This is a genomic window from Kitasatospora sp. NPDC098652, from assembly GCF_044760155.1.
In the GTDB taxonomy this organism is placed as follows: Bacteria; Actinomycetota; Actinomycetes; order Streptomycetales; family Streptomycetaceae; genus Kitasatospora.
The window spans coordinates 83,402-102,945 of record NZ_JBIWAQ010000017.1 but is presented as its reverse complement, the minus strand read 5'-3'; the positions used below and the strand labels follow the sequence as shown (position 1 = coordinate 102,945).

At 74.2% G+C, this 19,544-nt stretch carries 16 protein-coding genes; 5 read left to right on the top strand and 11 right to left on the bottom strand.

The annotated features are described in order from the left end of the window. Positions 1–91: 91 nt before the first annotated feature. Together ACIQWA_RS29825 and ACIQWA_RS29820 are read right to left on the bottom strand one after the other, a co-directional pair. Positions 92–322 carry a hypothetical protein gene (locus ACIQWA_RS29825; protein ID WP_402487743.1) on the bottom strand — a complete coding sequence of 77 codons (231 nt, stop codon included), beginning with the start codon at positions 320–322 and terminating at the stop codon, positions 92–94. Positions 323–390: 68 nt separating this feature from the next. Then, on the bottom strand, positions 391–1,074 hold the full coding sequence (locus ACIQWA_RS29820) for a LuxR C-terminal-related transcriptional regulator (protein ID WP_402487741.1): 684 nt from the start codon (positions 1,072–1,074) through the stop codon (positions 391–393). 218 nt (positions 1,075–1,292) lie between these two features. Between ACIQWA_RS29820 and ACIQWA_RS29815 the strand changes: the two genes are divergently transcribed. Next, positions 1,293–4,526 (top strand): bifunctional cytochrome P450/NADPH--P450 reductase, encoded by a 3,234-nt coding sequence (locus ACIQWA_RS29815; protein WP_402487839.1) that lies wholly within the window; start codon positions 1,293–1,295, stop codon positions 4,524–4,526. A 120-nt stretch (positions 4,527–4,646) separates the two neighbouring features. On the opposite strand, the gene ACIQWA_RS29810 is transcribed toward ACIQWA_RS29815, so the two are convergent. The 5 genes from ACIQWA_RS29810 to ACIQWA_RS29790 all read right to left on the bottom strand — a co-directional run bounded on the left by ACIQWA_RS29810 (position 4,647) and on the right by ACIQWA_RS29790 (position 10,693). Then, positions 4,647–5,552, bottom strand: a complete 906-nt coding sequence (locus ACIQWA_RS29810) for a S1 family peptidase (protein WP_402487739.1) — start codon at positions 5,550–5,552, stop codon at positions 4,647–4,649. Between the two features lie 195 nt (positions 5,553–5,747). Next, the gene (locus ACIQWA_RS29805; RefSeq protein WP_402487737.1) at positions 5,748–7,172 is read right to left on the bottom strand and encodes an amidase family protein; all 1,425 of its coding nucleotides are present in this window, start codon (positions 7,170–7,172) and stop codon (positions 5,748–5,750) included. 61 nt (positions 7,173–7,233) lie between these two features. Further along, positions 7,234–8,403, bottom strand: coding sequence for a damage-control phosphatase ARMT1 family protein (locus tag ACIQWA_RS29800; protein WP_402487735.1), 1,170 nt, complete (start codon positions 8,401–8,403; stop codon positions 7,234–7,236). Positions 8,404–8,868: 465 nt separating this feature from the next. Then, positions 8,869–9,429 (bottom strand): GNAT family N-acetyltransferase, encoded by a 561-nt coding sequence (locus tag ACIQWA_RS29795; protein ID WP_402487733.1) that lies wholly within the window; start codon positions 9,427–9,429, stop codon positions 8,869–8,871. 637 nt (positions 9,430–10,066) lie between these two features. Continuing rightward, positions 10,067–10,693 (bottom strand): DUF4937 domain-containing protein, encoded by a 627-nt coding sequence (locus ACIQWA_RS29790; protein ID WP_402487731.1) that lies wholly within the window; start codon positions 10,691–10,693, stop codon positions 10,067–10,069. A gap of 184 nt (positions 10,694–10,877) precedes the next feature. On the opposite strand from ACIQWA_RS29790, the gene ACIQWA_RS29785 reads away from it, so the two are divergent. The 4 genes from ACIQWA_RS29785 to ACIQWA_RS29770 all read left to right on the top strand — a co-directional run bounded on the left by ACIQWA_RS29785 (position 10,878) and on the right by ACIQWA_RS29770 (position 14,623). After that, positions 10,878–11,606, top strand: coding sequence for a ribonuclease H (locus ACIQWA_RS29785; protein WP_402487730.1), 729 nt, complete (start codon positions 10,878–10,880; stop codon positions 11,604–11,606). Between the two features lie 71 nt (positions 11,607–11,677). After that, positions 11,678–12,391 carry a hypothetical protein gene (locus tag ACIQWA_RS29780; protein ID WP_402487728.1) on the top strand — a complete coding sequence of 238 codons (714 nt, stop codon included), beginning with the start codon at positions 11,678–11,680 and terminating at the stop codon, positions 12,389–12,391. Between the two features lie 92 nt (positions 12,392–12,483). Further along, on the top strand, positions 12,484–12,792 hold the full coding sequence (locus ACIQWA_RS29775; RefSeq protein ID WP_402487726.1) for a hypothetical protein: 309 nt from the start codon (positions 12,484–12,486) through the stop codon (positions 12,790–12,792). 13 nt (positions 12,793–12,805) lie between these two features. Next, the gene (locus tag ACIQWA_RS29770; RefSeq protein ID WP_402487725.1) at positions 12,806–14,623 is read left to right on the top strand and encodes a DUF1003 domain-containing protein; all 1,818 of its coding nucleotides are present in this window, start codon (positions 12,806–12,808) and stop codon (positions 14,621–14,623) included. A 119-nt stretch (positions 14,624–14,742) separates the two neighbouring features. Here ACIQWA_RS29770 and ACIQWA_RS29765 read toward each other — a convergent pair whose 3' ends face one another. The 4 genes from ACIQWA_RS29765 to ACIQWA_RS29750 all read right to left on the bottom strand — a co-directional run bounded on the left by ACIQWA_RS29765 (position 14,743) and on the right by ACIQWA_RS29750 (position 19,430). After that, a complete protein-coding gene (locus tag ACIQWA_RS29765) occupies positions 14,743–15,915 on the bottom strand; it encodes a hypothetical protein (RefSeq protein WP_402487723.1) in 1,173 nt (390 codons plus the stop codon). 291 nt (positions 15,916–16,206) lie between these two features. Then, positions 16,207–17,103: a carbohydrate ABC transporter permease gene (locus ACIQWA_RS29760; protein WP_402487721.1), complete on the bottom strand. Its 897-nt coding sequence runs from the start codon at positions 17,101–17,103 to the stop codon at positions 16,207–16,209. Next, complete coding sequence (locus tag ACIQWA_RS29755; RefSeq protein WP_402487720.1) at positions 17,090–18,187, bottom strand: carbohydrate ABC transporter permease; 1,098 nt, start codon at positions 18,185–18,187, stop codon at positions 17,090–17,092. Before ACIQWA_RS29755 ends, ACIQWA_RS29760 begins: the two co-directional genes overlap by 14 nt. Further along, on the bottom strand, positions 18,177–19,430 hold the full coding sequence (locus ACIQWA_RS29750) for an extracellular solute-binding protein (RefSeq protein ID WP_402487718.1): 1,254 nt from the start codon (positions 19,428–19,430) through the stop codon (positions 18,177–18,179). Before ACIQWA_RS29750 ends, ACIQWA_RS29755 begins: the two co-directional genes overlap by 11 nt. Positions 19,431–19,544: the final 114 nt, after the last annotated feature.

Here is a 19,544-nt window from a genome sequence, read left to right as displayed (position 1 = left end):
ACCCGGCGGTGACACCAGGCCACGCGGCGGGCGCCGGCGGGTGGATCTCCAGGGCCTCGGCGGGTGGGTGTCCAGGGCGCCGGCGGGTGGGTCAGGCGATGCCCTGCCCGTCGATGTCCGCCCCCCACTGGTCCTCGCCGACGGCGCCCACGCAGTAGCCCCCGCCCTGCACGGTGCCGCCGGCCTCCTGGCACTGCTCGGCGGTGACGTCGGCGGGGAGCACGGCGGCGGTGGCGGGCGCGGCGCCCGCGAGGGCGAGCACGGCGGCGGCGAGCGGGACGGCGAGCGGGGCGGCCAGACGGGCCGGCGATGAGATGAACATGTGCCTCACAAGAGCACGCGCCGGGGGTGACGGCCAGTCAGGTACGTCCGTTCGCGGGCCCCGGCCCGTCAGTGCGGGTGGACCGGGGCCGGGGGCCAGGCGTCCGGGTCGAGGACGCCGAGGGCGTAGGCGCGGGCGACCAGCGCGGTGCGGTTGGGGAGCTGCCAGCGGCGGGAGAGGCGGGTGAGGTGGTAGTTGACGCCGTCCGCGGTGAGGCCGATCTCCTTGGCGATCCGGGCGGTGGTGGCGCCCCGGGCCGCGGCGGCCAGGATGCGGGCCTCGATCGGGCTGGCCTCCGGGCGCGGGGGCGGCGCCGGGGGCGCCTGGCGGGCGGCGGGTACGGCCGGGGCGCGGAGCGAGAGCAGCATGTTCGGGGTCTGCTCCGGGGTGTCGCTGACCAGGTCGACGGTCATCTCGCCCGCTCGCTCGGTGCCGCCGGCGGGCGTCCAGGACACCCCGACGGAGTACTGCGAGCGGCGGTGCAGCCGGATCGCCTCGGCGAGGGTCTGCAGCGAGGTGTCGTCCCGCAGGGTGAAGTACTCCAGGATCCGGCGGTTGCGCAACTGCCCCGGCAGTCCGCCGAACTCGGCGGCCATCGCACGGTTGACGATCATGATCCGGCCGCCCCACTCGCAGACCGCGATGGGCATCGGGTTGTGGTCCAGCAGGCGCAGCGCCCGGTTGCGCCAGACCACCGCGGCGTCCACGCGGGTGCCCGGCACCGGACCGAAACCGTCGGTCGGTCGCATCATCGTCTCTCCTTCCGCGGCAGCCGCCCACGCCAGATCTGACAGGCCGTGGGCAAGGGTCGGGCAGCCGCCGGCACTACACAATCATGTAGTGATCGCGGCCCGGCGCTCCTGACGAGGGCAGAGAGTGGAGATACCGAGAACTTTCCTGCCGTGGGAGGGACCTACCGATGACCGACACCACGACCGAGGCCGTACCGGCGCCACCGACCGCCGAGGCCATGACCGCGTTCCGGGCCGATCCCCAGGCGGAGCCCCGGACCGGGCTCCGAGCCGGGCCCCGGGCCGCCGCCGCCCCGGGCGTCCCGTTGGTGGACATCTCCGACCTGCCGCCGGTCGGCGTCCCCGTGCTGCGCACCATGGAACTCGCCAGAACGCACGGCCCCGCGTTCTTCCAGCGCCTGCACGGCCGCGAGACCCTGATCGTCAGCAGCCTGGAGCTGGTGGAGGAACTGGCCGACGAGGAGCGCTTCACCAAGTCCGTCGGCCCGGCGCTGGAGAACGTCCGGGAGTTCACCGGGGACGGGCTGTTCACCGCGTACAACGACGAGCCGAACTGGGCCAGGGCGCACGACATCCTGATGCCCGCCTTCGCGCTCGGCTCGATGCGCACCTACCACCCGGTGATGCTGGAGGTGGCCCGCCGGGTGATCGGGGCCTGGGACCGTCGCGCGGCCGCCGGGCTGACCGTGGACGTGCCCGGCGACATGACCCGGATGACCCTGGACACCATCGGGCTGGCCGGGTTCGGCTTCGACTTCGGCTCCTTCGAACGGGACGAGCCCCACCCGTTCGTGGAGGCGATGGTGCGCTGCCTGGAGTGGGCGATGACCAAGCTCACCCGGGACCCGGATCTCGACCACCACGAGCGCGACGCCGCGTTCCGGCGGGACGCCGACTACCTGGCCGGCGTGGTCGACGAGGTGATCGCCGCCCGGGCCGGGAGCGGTGCCGAGGCCGACCCGGCGCAGGACCTGCTCGGCCTGATGCTCGGTGCCGTCCACCCCGCCGACGGCAGCAAACTGGACATGGAGAACATCCGCAACCAGGTGATCACCTTCCTGATCGCCGGGCACGAGACCACCTCGGGCGCGCTCTCCTTCGCGCTGCACTACCTGGCCAAGCACCCGTCCGAACTCCGGCTGGTCCAGGAGGAGGTGGACGCGCTCTGGGGCGACCGGGCCGACCCGGAGCCCTCGTACGAGGACGTCGGCCGGCTGCGGTACACCCGGCAGGTGCTCAACGAGGCGCTCCGACTGTGGCCCACGGCGCCCCAGTTCAGCCGGGAGGCGCGCGCGGAGACCCTGCTCGGCGGGCGGATCCCGGTCCGCCCGGGGACGCCGATCTTCGTGCTGACCCCGATGCTGCACCGCGACCCGGCCTGGGGTGACAACCCGGAGCTGTTCGACCCCTCCCGCTTCGACCCGGAGCGCGAGGCGACCCGCTCGCCGCACGCCTTCAAGCCCTTCGGCACCGGCGAACGCGCCTGCATCGGACGGCAGTTCGCGCTGCACGAGGCGACCATGCTGCTGGGCATGCTGGTCCACCGCTACCGGTTGATCGACCACGCCGACTACCGGCTGACCCTCAAGCAGACGCTCACCATCAAGCCCGACGGCTTCACCCTCGCGCTCGCCCCGCGCACCCCCGCGCCGCTCGCCGGCACCGCCCCCTCCGCGCCCTCCGCCCCCTCCGCGCAGGCGGCCCGGGCGGGCCGGCCGGTCGGGTCCGCGTCCGCGGCGGAACGCCCCGCGCGGGTCCGCCAGGGCACCGGCCTGCTGCTCCTGCACGGGTCCAACTACGGTGCCAGCCGGGAGTTCAGCCGCCAACTCGCCGACGTCGCGGCCGAACTCGGCTGCGACACCGCGATCGCGCCGCTCGACGCCTACGCCGACGGGCTGCCCACCGACCGCCCGGTGGTGATCACGGCCGCCTCCTACAACGGCCAACCCACCGACGACGCGGTCGAGTTCGTCCGCCGACTGCGCGAGGCCCCGGACGGCGCGGCCGACGGTGTCGAGTACGCGGTGCTGGGCATCGGCGACCGGACCTATGCCGCCACCTACCAGCGCGTCCCCACCCTGATTGACGAGCGGCTCGGCGCGCTCGGCGGCACCCGGCTGCTCGCGCGCGCCGAGGCCGACGCCTCCGGTGACCTGGCCGGTACGGTACGGGAGTTCACCGAGGCGCTCGTCGAGCTGCTGCTGACCCGGCACGGCGACGCCGAGGCGGTGGCCCCGCCCCGGGAGGAGGCCGGGTTCACCGTGACCGAGCTGGTCGGCGGCCCGCTGCACGCGCTCGCCACCCGGCACGGCATGAGTGAGCTGACCGTCACCGCCGTCGACAGCCTGACCGACCCCGGCTACCACCGGGTGAAGCGCCTGGTCCGGCTCGCCCTGCCGGACGGCACCGACTACCGGACCGCCGACCACCTGACCGTGCTGCCAGCCAACGACCCGGCCCTGGTGGAACGCGCCGCCGCGCTGTTCGGCGCCGAGCTCGACACGGTGCTCGGGATCGTCGCCCACCGGCGCACCGGCCCGGCCGTCGACCGCCCGCTGACCGTGCGCGAACTGCTCACCCACCACGTCGAGTTGCAGGACCGCCCCACCCCCGAACAGCGCGCCGTGCTGGCCGGGCTCAACCCCTGCCCGCCCGAGCAGGCCGCGCTGCGGGCGCTGCCCGCGGACGACCCGCGCACGCTGCTCGACCTGGTCGAGGACCACCCGGCCCTGCGGGAGGCGCTGAGCTGGCCGGTCCTGCTGGACCTGCTGCCGCCGATCCGGCCGCGGCACTACTCGATCTCCTCCTCGCCGTCGGTCGACGGGGACGAGATCGACCTGATGGTCTCGGTGCTCAGCGCGCCCGCCCGCTCGGGCCGGGGCACCTTCCGGGGCACCGGCTCCGGCTACCTCGACCGGCTGGCCGTCGGCGACACCGTGCTGGCCCGGGTCCAGCCCTGCCGGGAGGCGTTCCGGATCGGCCACCGCACCCCCGTGGTCATGATCGCGGCCGGCACCGGACTGGCGCCCTTCCGCGGCGCCGTCGCCGACCGCCGCGCGCTGCTCGGCACGGGGGCCGAGCTGGCCCCGGCGCTGCTGTACTTCGGCTGTGACGCCCCGGACGCCGACTACCTGCACCGGGCCGAGCTGGAGGAGGCCGAGCGGGCCGGCGCCGTCTCGATGCGGCCCGCGTTCAGCGAGCGGCCGCAGGACGGGCGGCGCTTCGTCCAGGACCGCATCGCGGCCGAGGCGGCGGAGGTCTGGGAGCTGCTCGCCGCCGGGGCCGAGGTGTACGTGTGCGGCGACGGCGCCCGGATGGCGCCCGGCGTGCGGGAGGCCTTCCGGGCGCTCTACCGGGAGCGCACGCCGGGGGCGGACGAGCGGCAGGCGCAGGACTGGCTGCAGGGCCTGGTCGAGGCGGGCCGCTACGTCGAGGACGTGTACGCGGGCTGAGGGCCCGTTCGGCGCGGGACGGCCGCCCGGCCGCTGCTCGGATCGAGCGGCGGCGGGGCGGCCGGTGTGTCGGTGGACCCGGTGTGTTGGTGGACCGGGTGCGGCGGTAGGCCCGGTGTGTCAGTAGACGCTGACGTCGTACGCGGCGAGGGCCGCGTTCACCGGCTGGTAGAAGGTCGTCCCGCCGGTGGTGCAGTCCCCGCTGCCGCCGGAGGTCAGACCGAGCGCCTTGTCGCCCTCGTACAGTGGGCCGCCGGAGTCACCCGGCTCGGCGCAGACGTCCGTTTGGATCAGGCCGCGGACCGTCCCGCCGCCGGTGTAGCGGACGGTGACGTCGAGTCCGGTGACGGTGCCGGTGTGGGTGCCTGAGGTCGAGCCGGTGCGGGTGACCGCCTCGCCCACGTACGCGTCGGGGGCGGAGCTGAACCCGCCGGGGTGGTCGAGCGCTTCGTTGTCGTAACGGACCAGCGCGTAGTCGTGGCCGGGGAAGGTGGAGGCGACGGTCGGGCCGATCCCCGTGCGGTGGGCGCTGTCCGCGTACCAGGTGGCGGCGACGTTCCCGCAGTGCCCGGCGGTGAGGAAGTAGTGGGCGCCGCTGTCGACCACGTTGAAGCCGAGCGAGCAGCGGTAGCGGCCGCCGTAGACGGCGTCGCCCGCGGCCAGCAGCGGGGTGAAGCGTCCGGGGGCGCGCTGGACGGTCAGGGCGGGCGCGTCGGGGCCGACGGCGTGCACGAGTTCGGCGAGTGCGGCCGGGGAGACGGTGCTGTCCGCGGTCACCACGACCCGGCCGCCGGCCCGGTCGACGTACCAGGCCGTCCCGTCCACCTCGGCGTTCAGGACGGCGTCGCTGACCGCGGCGAGCCGCTCGGCGGCGGCGGTAGCGCGGGTGGGCGCGGTGGCGCGGGCGGGCGCGGCGGGCGCGGTGGGCGCGGCGGCGGCGCCGGGCACGGAGGTGGCGAGGGTGGTGGCGGTCAGCAGGGCGAGCAGTGCGGCGGTCCCGGGGATACGGGCGGTGGTCCTGCGCATGGTCCTCCTCCTGGGGGCGGGCCCTGGGGGGCCGGGCCTCCGGGAGCAGCACGGGATGAGCTGCTCCTGACAGGCGCTGTCCGGAAGTATGAGGAGCAGGACGGTTCCGGTACAGCCTTTCTCGGACGGCGTCGGAGGCGCGGTCCCGGCGTGCGGATGCGTCGGTGCGACGCGGTTCGGGTCATTGCGCCGTGCTCACGGGCACCGGAGGACGGCGTCGACCCGGGCGGCCGTGGCGAGCAGTTCACGGTCGGCCAGCCGGCGCCCGATCAGTTGGACGCCGACCGGGGCGGAGCCGGTGACCGGAAGCGGGATCGTCACCGAGGGCAGGCCCGCGGTGGCCGCCGGGGAGGTGTTGCGGATCAGGGTGTGGAAGGTGGGCGCGTCCCGGCCGTTGAGCGGGAGGCTGTCCTCGTACCGGCGCAGCGGCCGGGCGCACACCGGGACGGTCGGGCTCAGCAGCGCGTCCAGGCCGTGGGCGGTGAACAGTTGGGCGTAGGCCTCCTGGAGGGTGCGGCGGGTGGCGAGCGCACTGCGCAGGCCCGCCTCGCCCGGGTACCCGGGGGAGCCGGGCAGGGCGGTGGCTCCGAGCAGCGCCGCGAGGTCCGGGTCGCCGACCGCGGCGATCAGCTCGGCCGGGCCGACCCCCGCGCCGTGCTCCATCAGGTAGCGGCCCAGGGCGGTGGCGAACTCGCCGAAGACCAGCGGGAATCCGATCCGGGCGTCGTACTCGACCAGGTGCGCCGTGTCCACCGGCACCCACGTGGTCCGCGCGGCGGTGAGGCGGTCGAGGGCCTGCTCCCAGGCCGTACGGACCGGGGCCTCCAGGTCCTCGGCGAACACCTGCCTCGGCAGGCCGAGCCGCAGCGGGCGGGCCGGGGCCGCGGGGGTGTCGGCCGTGCTGGCGGCTCCGGTGGTTCTGCGGGCTGCGGTGGCTTCGCGGGATCCGGTGACGAGGGCGTCCAGCGCGGTGAGGCGGTCCAGCGTGCGGGCCATCAGGCCGGGGGTGTCCCGGGTGGTGGACAGCGGGGTGACCCCCGCCGAGGAGTAGCGCCCGGCGCTGGGCCGCAGGCCGTAGACGCCGTTGAGCGCGGCCGGGATGGTGACCGACCCGCCGGTGTCGGTGCCGAGCCAGCCCTCCGCCACGCCCGCCGCCACCGCGACGGCCGTACCGCCGCTGCTGCCGCCCGCGAACAGGGCCGGGTCGGTGGCGTTGCCGACCGCGCCGAAGGTGTGGTTGCACGAGGTGGCGCCCAGGGACAGCTCGTGCATGTTCGTCTTGCCCAGCACGATCGCCCCGGCCGACCGCAGCGCCGCCACCACGGGTGCGTCGGCGGCGGGCACGAAGTCGGCGAGGGCCGGGGTGCCCGCGGTGTTGGGCAGGCCGGCGACATGGGTGTTGTCCTTGACGACCAGGGACCACGGCGCGGGGCCGCCGCCACCGCGGACGGAACGGCGGGCGTCGCTGCGGGCGGCCTGCGCGAGCGCCCTCTCGGCGTCGAGCGTGATGAAGGCGTTGAGGTGCGCGACGGCGGCGGCGCGGTCCAGCGCGGCCGACACCAGGTCGTGGGCGCGGCCCGGGCCCCGTCCCCGGCCGGAGGTGGTGTGCGGCTCGGCCATGGGGGTCGGCTCCTTCGGCGCGGGCGTGCCTGGGTGACGGACGGTCACACCGTAGCCCCCGCTAGCGGTGCGTGTGGACCTGGATCACGGCGTGGCGGCCGGTGGTGCGCCACGCCGTGCCGGTGGCGTCGAGCTGGGCGACGGTGGTGGGGGCGAGGCCGACGACCACGTCGGACTTCAAGGTGCGCAGGGCGGCGACGGGCGAGGGGAAGTGCCCGGCCGCGGTGCGGAACGGGGTGGTCGGCGGCCAGTGGCGATCGCCCACCAGGCGGCGGTAGTTGAGGTCGCCCTTGAGGATCGTCAGCGCGGCGCCCGCGAGTTCGGACCGCAGGTCGTCCGGCAGGTCGTGGTACGGGAGCGGCGCGCAGAAGAACGGGTGGGTGCGGATCGTGAGCGCGCCGTCGTTCAACGCCCGCCACAGGCGGCGGCCGACGGCCCCGGCCGCCGGTGACGGCGCGGTGCGCAGGCGCTTGACCGCGGCGAGGGCGTCGGCCGTGGTCGCGTCCGACACGAAGTACGGCCGGGGCTTCACGTGGAGGACGACCTCGGCCACCGGGCCGGTGCGCAGGAGGTGGTCGATCAGGACGAGGTCCGGCAGCAGCTCCCGGCCGGCGTTGTCCGCGATGACGTGGACCCGCCCGCCGCCGGCCCGCTGCAGCTCGGCCCGGAGCAGCGCGCTGTCGTCGGCCAGCAGGTCGGCGTCGGCCGGGCCGCCGCCCGGCCCCGCGGTGAGCTGGAAGCTCAGGTCGGCCCGGTTGCCCCACAGCGCGGACCGCAGCAGCGCGTCCGTCCGGCGCGGCTCCGGCAGGGCGTCGAGCCCGTTGAGCGCGGCCAGCTCCTCGTCGACGGCCGGTCCGGCCAGCTCGGCGTCCTTGAACGGGGCGAACGGGTCGACGCCCTGCCAGGCGCCGGGCCCGAAGTACCCGGTGGCGTCGAGCAGCCGGTGGTAGAACCAGCTCTCCGCCCACAGGAACGGCGCCTCGCCCCACGGCCTGCCCCACAGGCCCTCGCCCCACGCCAGCCAGCGGTCGGCGTCCGGGCCGTCCGCGGCCGGTGGTTCGAGCACGCCGCTGGTGCTCTCCGCGAGCAGCCGCTCCACGGCCGCCCGCTGCTCCGGGCCGTACGGGAGGGCGCCGAGGACCCGGCGGACCAGCTCGGGGTGGCGCTCGTGGAAGACGCCCCAGGCGAAGGAGCCGGGGGCGTCGCTGCGGATCACGGGGGCGTTCGGCACGGTGGGGCTCGGCTTTCTCGTCGTCCTTCTCGTCGCCGCCGCCGAGGGGAGGGGGTTGCGGGGGCCGGGGCGGCGGCTGGAGCCGAGGGTAGAGGATCAAGGGTGCCGGCGGGGGCGGCCGTGGCCGGGGCGGCGGGGCGGCGGGGCGGCGCGGAGGTGGCGGGAGGAAAAAAGTGTTATCCGGCGTGCCGCGCGGGGCTCTCCTGGGCGTGGGAGCGAACGCGCAAGGCCGCAAGGCCGCAGCTGAGGGTATGCGGCCGGTCTGCGGGGTTCGAAATGGGGCGCTCCGCACGGAGGCGTGAGTCTCCGGTCGCGTTCGTTCCCACGGCGCCCGGCCGGATCGTCCCGTCCGACCGGCGCCGCCCGGCGGTCCGCCCGCAATCCCCCACGGCGGCGGACCGCCGGGCCCTCGTACCACCGGGCCGGTCAGCCGGTCAGCCGGTCTGGCGGTCAGTTGGCTGCCCGTCAGCTCCGTCGGAGCCGCCAGATCTGCTCCTCGCCGGTCTCGGCCGGGGCGAGCGCCTCGGCCGGGCGGCGTGCGTGCACAGTGAAGCCGAGGCGGGCCGGGACGGCGCCGCTGGCGAGGTTGGCCGGATCGTGCACGATCTCGACGAAGTCCACGCCGGGGAGCCGGAAGGCCTGGCCGACCAGCGCCCGGGCGGTACGGGTGGCGATGCCGCGGCCGGTGGCGGCCGGGTGCAGCCAGTAGCCGATCTCCCGGCCGTTGTCGGCGGTGTCCGCGTGTCGGAAGAGCCCGCAGGTGCCGACGATCGCGCCGTCCAGCAGGATCGCGTAGGTGAAGTCCTCGCCGCTCTCCCACTTCCCCGGCCGCTCGGCCAGGAACTCGGCGGTCTTGGCCTCGCTGTGCTCCGCGACCCACGGCATCCAGGGCCGTAGGTGCTCCAGCGACTCCTCGATGACCCGGAAGAACTCGGGGAAGTCCGCCTCGCCGCGGAAACGGCGCAGCGTCACCTCGCCCAGGTCGATCTCCTCTTCCGCCTGCTCCGTCTGCTCTGTCGGCTCCATTCACGGATCGTGGTCGTGACCCCGCCGCCCGCGCAACGGGATTTCGGCGTCCCCGCAGGAGGTGGAGCAGCGCGCCGACGGCGGCCGCGACACCGGCGATGAGCAGCAGGGACAGGTCGGCGACGCCCACCATGGCGACGTCGAACCGGGGGTTCTCGGCGGCCTCGGTGAACTCCGGGTCCACCAGACCGTCCGGCTCCTCGGTGACGCCGGCGGCCGGCGCGGGGGTGTCAGTGGCACCGGGCATGATCGGGGGTGGCTGCACACTGACGGCGTGGGCGTGAGGGGGGTGGTGGCCGTGGGGCCGAGGCGGGTTCTGGTGTTGGACGCGGCGCCCGGGGAGTTGCTCGACCGGGAGCTGGAGCGGTTGGTCGGGCACGGTCTGGCCGTCACGTTGAACCTGCGGCGGGTGGCGGATCAGCCGGGGGTGACGGCCCGGTGGGCGGGGCGGGTGGGGTTCACCGACGTCGACCTGTTCGACGAGGCGGCGCTGACCGCCGAGCTGGTGCGGGGCGGGCTCGGCTTCGACGCGCTCAAGTCCCGTGCGGGGGTCCCGCTGCGCGCGGCGCTCCTGGCGGCGGCGACGGACCCCGCGTTGGCCCACCGGCTGCGGGTGATGCGGCAGGCGCGACTCCGCCTACGTGACGTGCCAGGCGGGTTCCAGGGGTACGACGTGGCCGGTCAGGGTGGCGACGTCGGCGGGGACGTTCGCGCGGGTGCGCAGGGTGGGGAAGGCGTGGGTGGCGTAGGCGGTGTGGGCCTCGGGGGAGGTCCAGAGGGTGGTGACCAAGTAGCGGTCGGCGTCGAGGCGGGTGACGGTTCCGGCGAGGAGGCCGCCGGCCGCGGCCATGCCGGGGGCCCAGATGTCGCGTTGGACGGCGAGGAAGTGCTCGGCGCGGCCCGGGTGGAGGTGGCAGTCGGCGGCGCGCAGCAGGGTGGCGTGCCGGAGGGCCTCCGGGAGGGAGGGGGCCGCGCCGGGGAAGGCCTGGACGACCGGGCCGACGGCGACCCGGATCGAGTCCCAACTGCCTTTCTGGGCAGCCTCGGTGGCGACCTCGTCGTGGCGCTCGCGCATGAAGCGGTCGTAGGCGGCCCGGTCCGTCCAGAGGGCGTACAGCAGGGCCCGGTCGCCGGTGCGGTCCCAGCCGCCCAGTTGCCCGAGCAGCCCCGGCTGGTCCGCGATCGCCGACCAGCGGCGCTGTCCGGCGGCGAAGGCCGCGCGGGCGCCGGGCCGGACCCGGCAGTCGATCCACTTGCCCCACATGGGGGCCATCATGCTGCGCCGGGCGGGGCGAGCGGCAATCGGCCGGAGGTCGCGGGCTGGCTCGGGCCAGGGGTGTAGGCCCGCCCGGAGGCTCCGTTCAGCTGGTCCGCCGCGCTGCTGCTGCCCCTGCTGCGCAGCTGACCCGCTTTGGCTCCGAGGCGCCTGACCAGGCATGATCGGGGGCATGGTCGAACGAGTCATTGCAGCGTGTGACGGAGCAGCCAAGGGCAACCCCGGCCCGGCGGCCTGGGCCTACGTGGTCGCGGACGCCACCGGGGCGCCCCAGCGCTGGGAGGCGGGGCCGCTCGGGCACAGCACCAACAACATCGGCGAGCTGACGGCGCTTCAACAGCTGCTGTCCGCCACCGACCCGGCCGTCCCGCTGGAGGTCCGGCTCGACAGCACCTACACCCGGGACTCGGTCACCAAGTGGCTCAAGGGCTGGAAGCGCAACGGCTGGAAGACGGCCGCGGGCAAGCCGGTGGCCAACCGTGAGCTGATCCAGCGGATCGACGAGCTGCTGGAGGGCCGGGACGTCACCTTCGTCTACGTGCCCGCCCACCAGGTGGACGGCGACCCGCTGAACGCCATCGCCGACAAGGCCGCCAGTGACGCCGCCCGCACCCAGCAGGCCGCCGCCGGGACCGCCGCCGACCTGCCGGTGCCCGACCCGGCCGCGGCGGTCAAGACGCCCAGGGCCACGAAGCCGCGCACCGCCTCCGCCGGCACCGGATCCGGCACCGGATCCGGCACCGGGACCGGCGCCGCCAAGCGCAGTGGCGGCGGCTCGCGCACCCTGAACGCCCGCTTCCCCGGCACCTGCCCGTGCAGCCGCCCGTACGCCAAGGGCGACAAGATCACCAAGGTCGGCAGCAGCTGGGGCCACCCGGAGTGCGCCGCCGCCCACGCCTGAGCACCGCCGGGCCGCCGGCTGAGTACGGGTACTCAGGCGGCGGCCCGGCCCGGCCGGGCACGATGGTGATCATGACGAAGCGAGTTCGGACGGACGGCCGGGGCGGCCGCAAGGCGGTGCGGGTGGCACTGCTCACGACGGTCGCCGGAGCGGCGGTGCTCGGCACGGTCGGCTACCGCGGCGCCGTGACGGTCGCGGCGGAGGTCCCGCGGGTCTGGTCGGGGGAGCCGTACCCGGTGGCCGACCCGGCCGCCGTCGCCACGCACCTGGACGCCCGGACCCAGGCCGTCTACGACGCCCTCGCCCTGCCGCCCGGCGTGGCACTGACCCCGGCGCCGGTCGGCGACGACGGGATCACCGCCCGGGTCCAGGGCGTCTGCCACGCCCGCGGCCTGGAGCACCTCCTGGAGAGCATGAACGACGGGGGCGCCGATCAGCCCCGCACGGCCGTGCTCGGCGCCCACTTCACCCTCGCCGGGGTGAGCCCGACCCGGTGGACGGAGGCCCTGGGGCGCGCCCGGACGACCCTGACCGCCCAGGGCTGGACGGTCGTCTCGGTGGACGAGTCCGCGCCCGTCCCCAGCCTGAGTCTGGCGCCGCCCTCGGACGGCCCGGGATCCCTCGCCGAGGGCGCCTCGCTCCGCTACGACCCGGTGGCCCGCACCCTCACCGTCGGCGCGGGCGCCGAGTGCTCCCGCTTCACCGACGGCACCGCGGTGGACCAGGCCGGGGAGCCGACCGCGCTGCCGACCCCCACCGCCCCGAAGCAACTGCGCGCCCGCTGAGTACCCGACCCGCCGCGCTCCGTACAGCCGGGTGAACAGACCGGCCGAGCAGACCGGCGGACCAGTACCGGAGGAGCGAGGAGGTGGGCCCGGTGATCGTCTCCGAGACCGCGGAGTTCCACATCGGCGACCGGGTGTGGGTGTACCGCGAATCCTCCTACGGCACGGTGGAGAGCGCCGTCGTGGTGGACGCCCCCGCGGACCGCAGTCTGCGGCTGGAGTTCGCCGACGGCCACCGCAACCACCTGCGCCACGGCCGGGTCGAGCTGCACGGCCTGCACCGTACGGGTGTTGACGGAGCGTTAAGATCCTGCCCCGGAAAGCCTCCGCCCGCCCAGGCCGCCCCGGCCGCTGCCATCATGGGCACGACTCCGGCGGCGGGCGCCGGAGTTCGACCGTGAGGAGCGAGCGGGCGTGACGGAAGCCGGTACGGCGATCGACCAGCCGCGGCAGCACCCGGTGACGGTGGCGGACGAACAGGTCGGGCTGAACGGCGCGATCGCGGCCGCGCTGACCCGGGCCGTGGGCTCGATGCCCGCCCTGTACGTGACCCTGGTGCTGGTCGCCGGCTGGATGGCGCTGGCGACCTGGGGGCCGCTGCACTCGATCGACCCCTACCCCTTCGGCTTCCTACTGTTCCTGGACAACGTCGTCCAACTGGCGCTCTGCCTGGCGATCCTGGTCGGCCAGCGGGTGCTGGGCCAGGCCGCCGACCGCAGGGCGGTGCAGACCTACGAGAACGCCGAGGCGATCTTCGCCAGGGTCGCCGACCTCCAGGCGCACCTGGACCGGCACGACCGGGCGCTCGGGCGCGGGGTGAGCCTGCTGGAGACCAGCGGGCACCCGTGGATCCAGCGGCACCGGGTGCAGCCGCCGCCGCAGGCCCTGGACCAGGTCGCCGGGGTCAACGGGCGGATCGCCGCCTGGCTGACCGGGCGGCTGGGCAGCATGTGGGCCTTCTACCTCGCCGCCGTGACCCAGGTGCTCTGGATCGGCCTGTCCCAGCTCGGGGTGCAGACCTTCGACCCGTACCCGTTCGCCTTCATGAGCTTCCTGTCCACCCTGGCCCAGCTGGTCTTCATGATCGTGATCATGGTCGGGCAGGACGTACTGGGCAAGGCCGGCGACCGCCGGGCCGAGCAGACCCTGCTGGACGCCGAGGCCGTGCTGCACGAGTGCGGCCGGATGAAGGCCCGGCTGGAGGCGCAGGGGAGGGTGATCGAGAGCCTGGCCGACTACACCGACGCCCAGGTCACCCGGCAACTGGCCCGGGCCATCCACCGCAGCCGGGTGGCGGCCGCGGTCGAGGACGGCGAGGAGGCGGGCAGCCGCCCGGCCCTGCTGCCCTGGGAGGAACTGCCCGAGGAACTGCGGACGGCCAACCGGCGCCAGGCCCGCCAGCTCGGCGAGCGCCTCGCCGCGGTCGGCTGCCTGATGGTGCCCACCTCCGAGCAGGTCGCCCCGGACGCCGTCGGCGGCTTCGAGGACTTCACCGAGGAGGAGGCCGAGGTGCTGGCCCGGCTGGAGCACGAGCACGAGCACCGCTACGGCACGGGTGCCGAACCGGAGGCGCTGCTCCCCGGCCAGCGGGACGGCCGGGCGGTGTTCCTGCCCTGGGAGGAGCTGTCGGACCGGGCCCGGGCCCGTACGGTGGAGTCGGTGCGGCTGATCCCCGCCGTGCTCGCCGAGGTCGGCTTCCAGGTGATCCGGATCGGCCGGGTCGCCGACGGCGCGGGGGAGTTGGACTTCACCCCCGAGGAGTGGACGACGCTGGGCCGGGCCCTGATGGCCTCCGGCGTGCTGGTCGCCCTCGCCGAGGGCGTCGCGGACCCGGAGGAGGTGATAGCGATCGTCAAGCTGCTGCGCGAGGCGAGCAGCACCCATCCGCGGCGCTTCGTCCGCGAGTTGGCGGCGGCCTCGACCTTCGACACCGGGCTGCGCCCCGACACCCGCTACGCCGGGTACCGCGGGCCCGCGCTGGAGACGATCCGGGCCGCCACCCGGATCGTGGCCGAGCGGGCCCCGGACGAACTCGCCGGGTACCGGGAACTCCTGCTGGAGATCGCGACCGTGGTCGCGGACGCCAACGAGGAGGGCGGCATCCTCGGTCTGGGCGCCCGTACCCGGGTGCCGAACGAGGTGGCTGCCATGGAGGCCGTCCGGGCCGCGAGTCTGGGCGAGCCCGAGGCCGCGCCGGTGCGGGCCAGGACGGGCCAGCGCAAGCGCGGTTGAACGGACGCGACCGGCCGACCGCGGGAGCGGCCGGCCGGTCGGTGCGTCAGGGGCGCAGGTCGGGGGTACGCGTCAGGAACGTCCATGCGGGCGTCCGGAGCGGTGCCCTCAGGAGCGGGTCACTTCTCCTCGGCCATCGCCTTGATGTCCTCGAAGCCCAGGCCCATCTTGTTGAACGCCTTGGCCTGGGCCTCCGGCATGCCGAGCGCGGCCAGCGACTTGAGCTGGGCGTCGGTCAGCGGCGCGGCCTCGGTGTTGAGCGGCGGGACGCCGGTGGCGTCGTCCCCGGCGGTCGGGTCCTGGCCGCCGGTGGCCAGCGCGAGGAAGGACTTCATCAGGTCCTCGCTGGTCATCGGGGTGGCGTCGGCCGGGGCCTCGACCTTCGGCGCGTCCTGGTTGAAGGCGAGCTTCACCGGGAAGCTGACGCCCGGGTCGACCTTCTTCTCCAGCTGCGACAGGTCGAAGGTGGCCGAGTTGAGCGCGCCGTCCTTGAGGTACAGGTCGACGCCGACCTTGCGGTCCGGGACGTCGGTCGGGGCCTCGGTCGGGAACTTCTTGAACTGCTGCGGGAACTTGGCGGAGAGCGGCTTGACGGCCTTGTACAGCTCGTCCACGGCCTGGCGGGCCGGGGCGCTCATCCAGATGTGCTCGGTGCCGTCCTTCGTGCCCTTGTCCTCGAAGGTGACCGTCCGCTTGAACACGTCCTTGAGCGAGTTGAGGAGCTCCTTGCCGGCGGCCGGGTCGACCGAGGGCACGGCCTCCGGCTTGCCGCCCTTGGCGCCGTCCTGCTTCTTGGCCTCGTCCGCGAGCTGCTGGAGGTCGAGCGAGACCCACTTGCCGTCCAGCAGGCTCTTGGCGGGGGCCAGGTCGGGGGAGAGGTCCTTGGCGATGGTGTCGGCCTCGGCCGGGTCCTGGCCGGTGAGCTTGAGCACGCTCTTGAGATCGAGGTGCAGGAAGCCCTTGGCGTCGACCTGGCGGTACTCGAAGAGCGGGGTGCCCTTCTTGTCCGCGACGAGGTAGGAGATCCGCATCGACTTGTCGAGCGTGATGTCCTGCTGGTTCTTCCGGTCGCCCGCCCCCGAGTTCTTGAAGGCGTCGACGTCCTTGAGCGGCTTGTCGGCCGAGACCGCGACGGAGACCGAGAGCCCGGACAGGCTCTTCGCGCTCTGCTCGTCGATCGCCTCGCCGCCGCCGGCCTTGGTGAAGGCGACGATCTGCTCCGGGGTGGCGTCCACGGAGAGGGTGAAAGCGGCGGACTTGCCGTCACCGACCTTGCCGAAGGCCTTCGACACCTTCTGGCCGGCCGAGAGCTGCTCGGCGGTGCCGCAGGCGGTGAGGCCGGCGGCGAGGACGGAGGCGGTGACGGCGACGGGCAGCGCACCGCGGGCGGCCGTGCGGATGGCGGTGTTGATGGTGGAACTCCTGGTCTGACGGGGCCTGAGTGAAACGGGTCAGGCCATTCCCTCCCCTGCGGTGAGGAGCGCCGCAGCGTACACAGGTGATCACATTATCAGCAAGAAAGCACCTGATTATTGACCCCAGCTTTAACTGATCAGGCCGATATGCGTACCTTTTTGCCGGTTTCAGCCCTTCGACGAACCGGAGTTGGCACCCCGGACGAAATGGCGCTGGAAGCAGAAGAACAGCACCGCCACCGGCACGGTGGAGACCAGCGCCGCCGCCAGCTTGAGCGGGTACTGCGTCCCGGAGCCGAGGCCACCGGAGACGAAGTGCGCCAGACCCGTCGTCAGGGTGTCGTGCTCACTGGACTGGGTGGAGACCAGGAAGTGGGTGAACTCGTTCCAGGAGCCCTGGAAGGACAGCACGGTGAGGGTGATCAGCGAGGGCCGGGACATCGGCAGCACCACCGACCAGAAGATCCGGAACGTCCCGGCGCCGTCGATCCGCGCCGCCTCCTCGATCTCGCGCGGCACCGAGACGAAGAACTGCCGCATGATGAAGATCCCGGCGGCGTCGACCAGCAGCGGCAGCACCATCCCGCCGTAGGTGTCGAACATCCCGAAGCTCTTGAGCACCAGGAACTTCGGGATCAGCAGCACCACACCCGGCACCGCCATCACCGCCAGCACGAAGCCGTACAGCAGCCGACGGCCGGGGAAGGCGATCCGGGCCAGGGCGTAGCCCGCCATCGAGTCGAACAGCACCCGCCCGGCCGTGACCAGGACGGTCACCAGCACGCTGTTGCCCAGCCAGCCGAGGAACGGCACGTTCTCCACGCCGTGCGCGAGCCCGAACAGCCGGCGGTAGGAGTCGAGGGTGCCGCCGTCCGGGAGCAGCGTCATCGGGTGGGCGGCCGCGTCCGGGTCGGTCTTGAAGCTGTTCGCCAACTGGAGCAGGAACGGCAGCAGGTAGAGCAGCGCGAAGCCGAGCAGCGCGGCGTACCCGAGCAGGCGCAGCGGCCGGGGGAAGCGGGCGAGCACGGGCCGTTCCGTGCCCGTCCCGTGGTCAGCGCGCCGCACGGCGGACTCCCTTCGAGCGGGGCCCCGGGGCGCCGTCCCGCTCCCGCAGGGCCCACCGCTGCGCGGCGGTGAGCAGCAGGACCAGGCCGAGCAGGACGAACGCGATGGCGGCGCCCTGCCCGTAGTCGGCGTTGTCGAAGCCGGAGGAGTAGGAGAGGTAGGCGGGGGTGAGGGTGGTGTTGCCGGGCGCGCCCTTGCCCATCACGTACACCTGGTCGAAGACCTGCCAGGTGGAGATCAGCCCCAGGGTCAGCACCAGGAACAGCACCGGCCGCAGGGCGGGCAGGGTGACGTGGCGCAGCACCTGGCGCCGGCCGGCGCCGTCCAGGGCGGCGGCCTCCTCCAGTTCGCGCGGGACGTCCTGGAGGGCCGCCAGGAAGATCAGCATGAAGGTGCCGGAGGTGGTCCAGACGGCCATCAGGATCAGGGTGCACATCGCGACCGAGGGCCCGGCGAACCACTCCGACCAGGCCAGCCCGAGCGGGCCGCCGGCCGTCGGCGCGGGCTGGTCCACGCCGACCCCCCCGAGCACCAGCCAGACCAGCCCGCGCGGATCGGCGAACCAGTTGGGGCCCTGGACGCCGACCCAGCCCAGCATCCGGTTGACGGCGCCGCTGCCCTGGAAGAGGAACAGGAAGACCGTCGAGACGGCGATCGAGCTGGTGACGGACGGGAAGTAGAACACCGTGCGCAGGGCGCCGCGGCCGCGCAGCAGCCGCTGGTTGACGGCGAGGGCCAGGGCCAGCGCGAGCACGGTCTGCACCGGCACCGTCAGCACCACGTAGTAGAGGGTGTTGCGCAGCGAGGTGGCGAACAGGGTGCGGTCCAGGCCGTCCACGGTGAACAGCCGGCGGTAGTTGTCCAGGCCGACGAAGTCCGCGCTGCCGTCGAAGGGGTTGGACTGGCCGTCCCAGTGCAGCAGGCTCACCCACAGCGCCATCGCGATCGGCAGCACCATGAAGAGGCCGAGCACCAGGACCATGGGGGTGGTGAACAGCCAGCCCCAGGCCCCCTCGCGCAGACCGCGCAGACCGCGCAGACCGCGCAGACCGCGCCGAACGCGGGGGCGCGGGTCAGCGGGCATTCTTGACGACCTGCTCGCCGTTGCGCTGGAGGGCGGCCAGCACGGCCGCCGGGTCGGCCGTCCGCAGCGACTGGAGGTCGGTGTTGAACTGGGTCAGCACCTGGTTGAACCCGGGGACGGTGACCGGGGGTTGGGCGTGGGCGACGCCGTCCACCCAGGCCTTGGACTCCGGGTACTTCTCGGCGTAGGTGGCGAGCGCGCTGGTGCGGGAGGGCATCACGCCGAAGGCCTTGGCGAACTCCAGCTGCTGGTCGGCGGAGGTGAGCTGCTTGACCAGGTCGACGCCGGCCGCCTGGTGGCGGCTCTTGGCGGCGATGCCCCAGCAGTTGCTGAACGCCAGCGTGCCGGGGCCGGCCGGCCCGGCGGGCAGCGGGAGCACCTTGTACGGGACGTTCGGGTAGTCCTTGGCCATCGCGCCCTTGAGCCAGTTGCCCTCGATGGTCATCGCGGCCCTGCCCTTGCCGAGCGCCTCGCCGCCCCAGCCGGCGTCCACGTCGGCGACGTACTTGGCGGAGCCGGCCTTCAACAGGCCCTGGACGTACTCCAGCGCCTGCCGGTTGCCGGGGGCGTCGGCGGTCATCGCGGTCTGCTCGGGGTTGGTGATCCAGCTGCCGGCCTGCTTGAACAGGGCGCCGAGCCGCTGGTAGTCGGGGGCGGTGACCAGGCCGGTCACGCCGTCCTTGGTGAGCTTGGCGGCGTCGTCGGCGAGTTGCTGCCAGGTGGTGGGGTAGTCGGCCTCGGTGAGGCCGGCCTGCTGCCACATCGTGGTGTTGACGGCCAGGGCCAGGGTGGAGCTGTCCTTGGGCAGGCAGGTGAGCCTGCCGTCGTGGCTGAACGCCTTGCGCAGCTGCTCGGAGAAGTCCGAGGCGTCGGCTATCTGCTCGCCGTAGGCGTACAGCGAGCCGCCCTTGGCGTAGTTGGCGAACTGGTCGGAGTTCACGTAGAAGAGGTCCGGCGGGTTGCCGCCGGCGAAGGCCTGGCCGAGCTGCTGGTTGATGTTGCTGGCGATCTGCACGGTGACGGTGTTGCCGGTCCGTTGCGCCCAGGCGGCGGTGGCGGCCTTGACCGCCGCGGTCTCGGCCTCGCCGGAGCTGGCGATCAGGACGGTCAGGCTCTGACCGGCGCCGGAGGACTGCTTGGCCGACGTGTCGCCGAATCCGCCCGAGGAGGAGCAGCCGGTGACGGCGCCGAGGGCGACGGCCGTGCAGACGGCGGCCGTGGCGAGGGTGCGGGAGGTGGCCATGCGGATCTCCTTGCGGGGGTGGGTGGGTGGTGAACGGCCTTCGGGGGACGGGTGCGTCGGGTGGGCCTCGGCGGCGGGGTTCCGGGGGAGTGGACGGGGAGGGGCGGCGCGGGC